Source organism: Solidesulfovibrio fructosivorans JJ] (assembly GCF_000179555.1).
In the GTDB taxonomy this organism is placed as follows: domain Bacteria; phylum Desulfobacterota; class Desulfovibrionia; order Desulfovibrionales; family Desulfovibrionaceae; genus Solidesulfovibrio; species Solidesulfovibrio fructosivorans.
This window is the reverse complement of record NZ_AECZ01000064.1, coordinates 1-7,025: the sequence shown is the minus strand read 5'-3', so window position 1 is coordinate 7,025 and position 7,025 is coordinate 1. Positions and strand designations below refer to the sequence as shown.

The window sequence follows — 7,025 nt, the reverse complement described above, 5'->3', positions numbered from 1 at the left end:
CCCGCCCGCCGGTGCGCCCATGGGCGGACAACCGGCCGGCTCCCCGCCGCCGCCGGGCGGAGCAACGCCCATCAACGGCCAAACCAATTTCACACCGCCGCCTCCACCGCCTCCGCCGCCGCCCACCAAGAGCCAGACCTACAACCGCAACGAGGTCAACCGCGAGGTCATGGGCTTTTTCGAAAGCGGTTCGCGCGGTCTGGCGGAAATGGTGGCCCGGGCCTTTCACGACCTCGGCCAGCCCTCGGGCTTCATCAAGGGCAACGAAGCCGGCGGGGCGCTGGTGATCGGGGTGCGCTACGGCACGGGCACGCTCTACCTCAAGGGCCACAAGCCGGTGCCGGTCTACTGGCAAAGCCCGTCGATCGGACTCGATCTCGGCGTCAACGCCGGTAAGGTCTTCACCCTGGTCTACGGCCTGACGAGGCCCGAGGAGATCTTCCAGCGCTTTCCGGGCGTGGATGGCAGCATCTACATCCTCGGCGGCTTCGGCATGAACTACCAGCGCACCGAGGGCATCACCCTGGCCCCCATCCGCTTCGGCGTGGGGCTGCGCCTGGGGGCCAACGTCGGCTATCAGGACTACACCCGCACCCAGGAGATCAATCCGTTTTAAGCGGGCCGCCCGCGGCCGTATGGGGGCCGGTAATCCGCACTCTTCGGCGCGCCCGCTGGTCCGGCTTCGGCCGGCCGGCGGGCGTTGCGCAGTATTGCTTGCGCGAAGGACGGAGAGGGACGCTTGAACGGCCAGCATGGCGGACTTTTTGACGGGACGACAAGACTTCCGACAGAGAAAACCCGGTAATTTCTCTTGCGGAAAGGATTATTGTGTATTGCTTCCTGGTTGTGTTGTTGGCACAATTCGTGAAAAAAAGAACGATCTGATGCCTTTTCGATAAAGCAAGACTGTACAACAAGCGGCAATAAGGGCAAACTTACCGGCATGATCGGTAGCGGAGCCCGATTCGGGAAAGATGTGATCGCCCACTCTGTCGATTCGCCCTGTCCCGGGCGGCCGGAAACGGAAAATGCCCTGGGCGGGGCTGCGCCCAGCATCCTCGTGGTCGAGGACGAGCGGATCGTGGCTCTCGACCTCAAGGTCATCCTCAAACGACTGGGCTACGTCCTGGCCGGTGTCACCGCCTCGGGAACCGAGGCGGTGGATCTTTGCGACGCCTTGCGCCCGGACCTTGTCCTCATGGATATCTTCCTCAAGGGCGACATGGACGGCGTGGACGCCGCCTGCGTGATCCAGTCCGAGTGCGACGTTCCGGTCATCTTCCTGACCTCCCATACCGACCAGGTCACCCTGCAGCGGGCCAAGCGCACCGCCCCGTACGGCTACGTGCTCAAGCCCGTGGACGAGAACTGGCTGCGCACGGCCGTGGAAGTGGCCATCTTCAAGCACCGCACCGAGCAGAAACTCAAAAGGAGCGAACAGCGTTATCGCCACCTGTTTTCCGGCATGCTCAACGCGTTCCTGCTGCTGGAGCTTTCGCCCTGCGACGCGTGCGCCGACGGGCGGGGCGCGTTGCGGATTCTCGAGGCCAATCCGTCGTTCGAACGCATGACCGGGCTTTGCCGTTCCGAAGTGATCGACCGCGCGTTGACGGAAGTCTTTCCCGGCATCGAGCCCTTCTGGCTGGACACGCTCGGTGAAACGGCCAGAAGCGGCCGTTCCGTCCGCTTCGAGAACTCCCTGGCCGACTGCGACATGTTTTTTCTGGCCCAGGCCTATTCCCCCCAGTCCGGCCAGGTGGCCGTGGTGCTGGAGGACGTCACCGAGCGCAAGTCGGGCGAGGAGCGGCTGCGCTACCAGAGCTTTCACGACGCCTTGACCGGGCTCCCCAACCGGGCCCTTTGCCTCGACCGCATCGCCCGGGCCATCGAGCGGGCCAGACGGCGTTCTAATTACCTCTACGCCCTGCTGTTTTTGGATATCGACCGGTTCAGGCTGGTCAATGACAGCCTGGGGCACCTGTTCGGCGACGAACTCCTCAAAAGGGTGGGCGAGCGGCTGCGCCACGAGGTGCCCCAGCTCGACACCGTGGCCCGGGTCGGCGGCGACGAGTTCGTGCTGCTCGTGGAGGAAATCGCCGCTTCGGCCGACGCGCTGCATATCGTCAAGGCCGTGCGGGAGCGGTTTCGCACGCCGTTTGTCATCGCCAAACGCCAGTTTTACGTCACCGCCAGCATGGGCGTGGTTCTGGGGCCGGCCGATTACGAACGGCCCGAGGAGCTCATGCAAAACGCGGCCATCGCCATGAACGAGGCGCGCAAGTCCGGCTGGGGCCGGGTGCGCGTGTTCGAGTGGTCCATGCGCCAGCGGGCCGAGCGGGTGATGGATCTGGAGACCAATCTGCGTCTGGCCCTCGACCACCGGGAATTCATCCTGCATTACCAGCCGATTTTCGATCTGAAGACCCTTGCCCCCTGCGGCGTGGAGGCGCTGGTGCGCTGGCGTCGCCCCACGGGCGAACTCGTGCCCCCGGACGAGTTCATTCCGGCCGCCGAGCAAAGCGGACTGATCATCCCGCTCGGGGCGATGGTGCTGGCCGAGGCCTGCCGGGCCATGGGCCGGCTGCGGCGCGGCGGGCTCGGCGGAAACCCCTTTTTCATGTCCGTCAATCTGTCGGCGCGACAGTTCACCCAGCCGGAGCTGGTCAAGCAGGTGGTCCGGACGTTGCGCGACGAACGCATGGCGCCCGGCGACCTCAAGCTCGAGATCACCGAGAGCGTGCTTATGGAGCACCCGGAATCGGCCATGCTGAAACTGCGCGGGCTGCGGGAGTTCGGCGTCGGCATCGGCATCGACGACTTCGGCACCGGTTATTCCTCCCTGGCCTACCTCCAGCGCTTTCCCATCGACACGCTCAAAGTGGACCGGGGATTCGTCTCCGGCATGGATGAGTACGGCAACCGGGTCATCGTGCGCTCGATCATCGGCCTGGCCCATAGCCTGGGCTGCGATGTGGTGGCCGAAGGCATCGAGACCGAGAGCCAGCTCCGCGATCTGGCCGGACTCGGCTGCGACCTGGGCCAAGGCTTCTTCTACGCCCGTCCCATGGATGAGGCCGCGCTTACGAGTTTTTTAGGAAAGGAAGAGGGTGCGAGAGGGGAAACCCTTTAAAAAGGGCAGTAGCCCCTCTCGCGCTCTCCCCTTCCTAAATTTTATAATAATCTAAATAGGTAACGAATAACATCCCGTTACCTTTAAAAGTCTTTGGAAGGGGGCTCGGGGGAAACCTTTCTCCAGAAAGGTTTCCCCCGACTCTTCCTCCCCCCTGACGGGGTTGCCAGCGGACGCTCGAGCCGCTACCACGAACCATGCCGTACCGTCCTTCCAGTCTTTTTTGCCGGTCGGCGATCCGCCTCGTTGCCGGCCTGGTCGCGGTCCTGTCTTTGTGGGGCTGCGCGGCCAAAGCGCCGATTCCCCGCTCTTCCGGCCGCACTCCGGCCACCATGCGGCCCTACACGATCAAGGGCGTCACCTACAGGCCGCTGCACACGGCCAAGGGCTATGACGAGAAGGGCATTGCCTCCTGGTACGGCCCCGGCTTTCACGGCCATATGACCTCGAGCGGGGAGATCTACGACCAGTACCAGATGACCTGCGCCCACAAGCTGTTGCCCATGCACACCAATGTGCGGGTGACGAACCTGGAGAATGGGCGCAGTTGCGTGCTGCGGGTCAACGATCGCGGGCCGTTCGTGTCAGGGCGCATCATCGACTTGTCCCTGGCCGGGGCCAAAAACCTCGGCGTTTACGGCAAGGGCACGGCGAAAGTGCGGGTGCAGGTGGAGGGGGAAGTGCCGGGGGCGACGCCGGACGGCGAATTGCCCGGTCCGTTTTTCGTGCAGGTGGGGGCGTTCGCCAACAGGCGCAACGCGGAGCGGTTGTTGTCGCGGCTTTTCGCCGCCGGCTACGCCGGATCGCGCATCGACTACAAGGAGATCGACGGCACCCAGTTTTTCCGGGTCCACGCCGGCATCTTCGCTACCCCGGCCGAGGCCGACGTGGCGCGCCTGCGCCTGGCCACGATTTTCGACGGGGCGTTCGTCATCGCGCAGTAGGGAAGAGGCTGGGGGAGAACCTTTCTGAAGAAAGGTTCTCCCCCAGACCCCCACTCCAAAGACTTTTTATAATGACGGGCTGTTATCGGAAGAGCATTGGTGCCCGTTGAAAAGTTTGGGAAGGGGAGAGCGCGAGAGGGGAGAACCCTTTTTAAAGGGTTTCCCCTCTCGCATCGCCCTTGCAAAGCGAATGCTACAACACTTCGTCGGGGTTGAGTTCGGCCCGGAACTTCCGCGAGAGCCGAAACACCACCACCTTGCGCGGCGGCAGCATGATGGATTCGTTGGTCTGGGGGTTGCGGCCCTTGCGGGCTTTCTTGTCGTAGGACTCGAATTTGCCAAAGCCGCTGACCAGAAGCGAGTGGTCCTTTTTGATGGACTGCTTCATCAGTTCGAGCAGATGGTCGACCAGCACCTTGACCTCGGCGCGGTTGCGTTCGGTCTTCTCGTAGATGTAATCGACGATGTCGGCCTTGGTGAGCGTTTTTCCGTTCATGGCGTTCTCCGGCGCATTGGCGGTTGAGGACCTCTGGGTACGGCCCGCGTTGAGGCTGTCGCGGTGTCCTTGGTGGCTGGCACGACGTGGCCGGCGTCCGCGCTATGCGGCGCCGAGGGCTTGCCGTGCCGCCCGGGCCAGGGCTTCCATGGTCGCGCCGTCGGGATAGGGCTGCCCGGGCCACAGGGCCAGGCCGTCCCCGGCGCGTCGGGGAATCAGGTGCAGGTGCGCGTGGAAGACCACCTGACCGGCGGACTCGTAATTGTTCATCTGCACGTTTATGCCCGAGGCCCCGGTCGCGGCCATGATCGCCCGGCCCACGGGGGCCAGCGCCGCGAAGAGGCGGCGGCCCTCTTCCTCGGGCAGGTCGAAGAGGTTGGCGTAGTGGGCCTTGGGGATGACCAGGGTATGCCCAGGGGCCACTGGCGCGACGTCGAGAAAGGCGAGCACGTGCTCGGTTTCGTAAATCCTGGCGCAGGGAATGTCGCCCTTGACAATTTTGCAAAAGATACAGTCCGCTTCCGGCATGATTCCCACTTCTCCAGGCGCATCGTCATGGAACGATACGGGGTTTGGCCCGGCGGACTGGCGGCCGGGCAGGCGCATTGACTCCCTGATAGTCAAGGAAAAGCTTTTTTTCAAGTGGCTTAGGAGAAAAATATTGTTTGCGTCCCCAAGTTGTCGGGAAAGCGTCATCCAAGCGGCCGTTACGGGCCGGGACAAGGGGCGTATTTTCCGCCATCCCGAGCCGGAAACGCCGCGATCCCGGGTCTGGCCGGTCTTTGTGACATTTCAGGGATGTCCGGGCCGTTGCCTGTTTTGCGCCCAGCATCTCCAGTCCGGCCATGCCCCGCAACCGCTCTCCCGGGTGCTTGCGGAAATGGCGGCCGGGCTTGAGGAAGCCGGGAGGTTGGGGCGCGGCCCATACGAGCTGGCTTTTTACGGCGGGGTGTTCACGGCGCTGCCCGACCCCTGGCCGATGCGCTTCCTGGAGACCGCGGCGCGGTTTCGGGAGGCCGGGCTCGTCACGCGCGTGCGCTGCTCCACGCGGCCCGACGCCTGCGCGCCCGGGCTTTTGGCGCGACTGGCCGGAGCGGGGCTGGACATGGTGGAACTGGGGGCGCAAACCTTCGACGACGCCGTGCTGCGGGCCGCCGGCCGGGGGCATGACGCCGCGTCCGTGCGCCGGGCCGCCGTGGATGTGGTCCGGGCCGGCATGGGGCTCGGGGTGCAGCTTTTGCCCGGGCTGCCCGGGCATACGCCTCGGGAATTGGCCCGGGACGCGGTCGAGGCGGCGGCGTTGGCCCCGGAGGTCGTGCGCCTGCACCCGTGTCTGGTGGTGGACGGAACGCCCCTGGCCGGGCTGTACCGGGAAGGGCGGTATGCGCCCTGGGATCTGGACACGACCATTTCGGCCCTGGCCGACGCCTTGCCGGTGCTGTGGCGGGCGGGGGCGCGGGTGGTCCGTATCGGGCTGTGTCCCGAGCCGGCCTTGCAAGCCGCCGTGCTGGCCGGGCCGGCGCATCCGGCCCTTGGCGCGCGGGTTCGGGCCCGGGCGCTTTTGGGCCTCGTCGCGGCCGAGGTCCGGGCCATGGGCGGTTTTGCCGGCGCTCTGGCCGCGCCCAGGCGCTTTGCCGGGGAGTTTTTCGGCCACGCCGGGGAGTTGCGTCCGGCCTATGCCGCGTTGGGGCTTGGCCGGCACAACGTCCGCTTCGAGGCGCGGGCGGATTTTTTGCTGACGGCCCGGGAGGTTTGACTTCCGTCAGTCTCTCGTGCCACACTGTATCACGCAGGGGTGCGCCCCGGCGAGGACGAACCGTCAACCGTCTGGTGGAAGACCATGAAACGATGCATTCTGGCCCTGGCCTGTTTTCTCATGCTTGCCCATGCCACGGCTGCCTGGGCGGATACGCCCAACATACGGCAAAGCATCAACTATTTCATGAATTACTTCAACGAGGCCGTTGTCCAGGCCATCCATCTCAAGGAATACGAGCAGCGGGAAAAACTGACGCGGAAACGACCCTATACCCAGGAATACGTCTTTATCCAGGATATGAACGCCCGCATCGAAAAGACTCTCGGGCTGGCGCTCAACCTTTGCGATATTTATTATATTTACAATAAAACGACCTACTGCTTCACGAAAGACGAAAAGAATTATCTTTTCGACCGGATCGACAATATCATGGATACGTTGCAGAAGATCACGGAAACGCCTTTCAACATCGATCAGGGAATGGTCGATGACAAGAAAAGTTTCGTCGGCAAGAACGTGGTCGAATTCAACAAGCGCATCCAGGACCTCCGCGCCTTCATCAAGACATCGCTGGTGGTTTTCCAGCGCTAGGACCTGGTCGCAGCCGCGCCGGGAGAACCATTCTCTCCGAAAGACGTTCTCCTCAAGCTTCCTTGGAACGCATGCCAGCGAGGCAACAGCCATAACGGCGAAAAA

7 protein-coding genes are annotated in these 7,025 nt (G+C 63.8%); 5 read left to right on the top strand and 2 right to left on the bottom strand.

Annotated features, from left to right (window positions below; translation table 11 throughout):
• The 3 genes from DESFRDRAFT_RS20350 to DESFRDRAFT_RS20340 all read left to right on the top strand — a co-directional run.
• A partial coding sequence (locus tag DESFRDRAFT_RS20350) for an EipA family protein (RefSeq protein WP_043795422.1) occupies positions 1 to 616 on the top strand: 616 nt, incomplete at its 5' end.
• A 360-nt stretch (positions 617 to 976) separates the two neighbouring features.
• Entirely contained in the window at positions 977 to 3,130 is a 2,154-nt protein-coding gene (locus DESFRDRAFT_RS20345) for a putative bifunctional diguanylate cyclase/phosphodiesterase (protein ID WP_052303519.1), read from the top strand.
• 197 nt (positions 3,131 to 3,327) lie between these two features.
• Positions 3,328 to 4,074, top strand: a complete 747-nt coding sequence (locus DESFRDRAFT_RS20340) for a septal ring lytic transglycosylase RlpA family protein (protein WP_005997202.1) — start codon at positions 3,328 to 3,330, stop codon at positions 4,072 to 4,074.
• Positions 4,075 to 4,267: 193 nt separating this feature from the next.
• On the opposite strand, the gene DESFRDRAFT_RS20335 is transcribed toward DESFRDRAFT_RS20340, so the two are convergent.
• A complete protein-coding gene (locus tag DESFRDRAFT_RS20335) occupies positions 4,268 to 4,570 on the bottom strand; it encodes an integration host factor subunit alpha (RefSeq protein WP_005997200.1) in 303 nt (100 codons plus the stop codon).
• Positions 4,571 to 4,672: 102 nt separating this feature from the next.
• A complete protein-coding gene (locus DESFRDRAFT_RS20330) occupies positions 4,673 to 5,098 on the bottom strand; it encodes an HIT family protein (RefSeq protein WP_043795420.1) in 426 nt (141 codons plus the stop codon).
• A gap of 133 nt (positions 5,099 to 5,231) precedes the next feature.
• Between DESFRDRAFT_RS20330 and DESFRDRAFT_RS20325 the strand changes: the two genes are divergently transcribed.
• Positions 5,232 to 6,326 (top strand): elongator complex protein 3, encoded by a 1,095-nt coding sequence (locus DESFRDRAFT_RS20325; protein ID WP_005997181.1) that lies wholly within the window; start codon positions 5,232 to 5,234, stop codon positions 6,324 to 6,326.
• A gap of 84 nt (positions 6,327 to 6,410) precedes the next feature.
• Entirely contained in the window at positions 6,411 to 6,920 is a 510-nt protein-coding gene (locus tag DESFRDRAFT_RS20320) for a hypothetical protein (protein ID WP_005997180.1), read from the top strand.
• Positions 6,921 to 7,025 lie beyond the last annotated feature (105 nt).

Excerpts from the sequence above, each read along its gene's own strand:
- DESFRDRAFT_RS20340 (WP_005997202.1), top strand. The coding sequence starts at position 3,328 with ATGCCGTACCGTCCTTCCAGTCTTTTTTGCCGGTCGGCGATCCGCCTC.
- DESFRDRAFT_RS20335 (WP_005997200.1), bottom strand. The coding sequence starts at position 4,570 with ATGAACGGAAAAACGCTCACCAAGGCCGACATCGTCGATTACATCTAC.
- DESFRDRAFT_RS20330 (WP_043795420.1), bottom strand. The coding sequence starts at position 5,098 with ATGCCGGAAGCGGACTGTATCTTTTGCAAAATTGTCAAGGGCGACATT.
- DESFRDRAFT_RS20320 (WP_005997180.1), top strand. The coding sequence starts at position 6,411 with ATGAAACGATGCATTCTGGCCCTGGCCTGTTTTCTCATGCTTGCCCAT.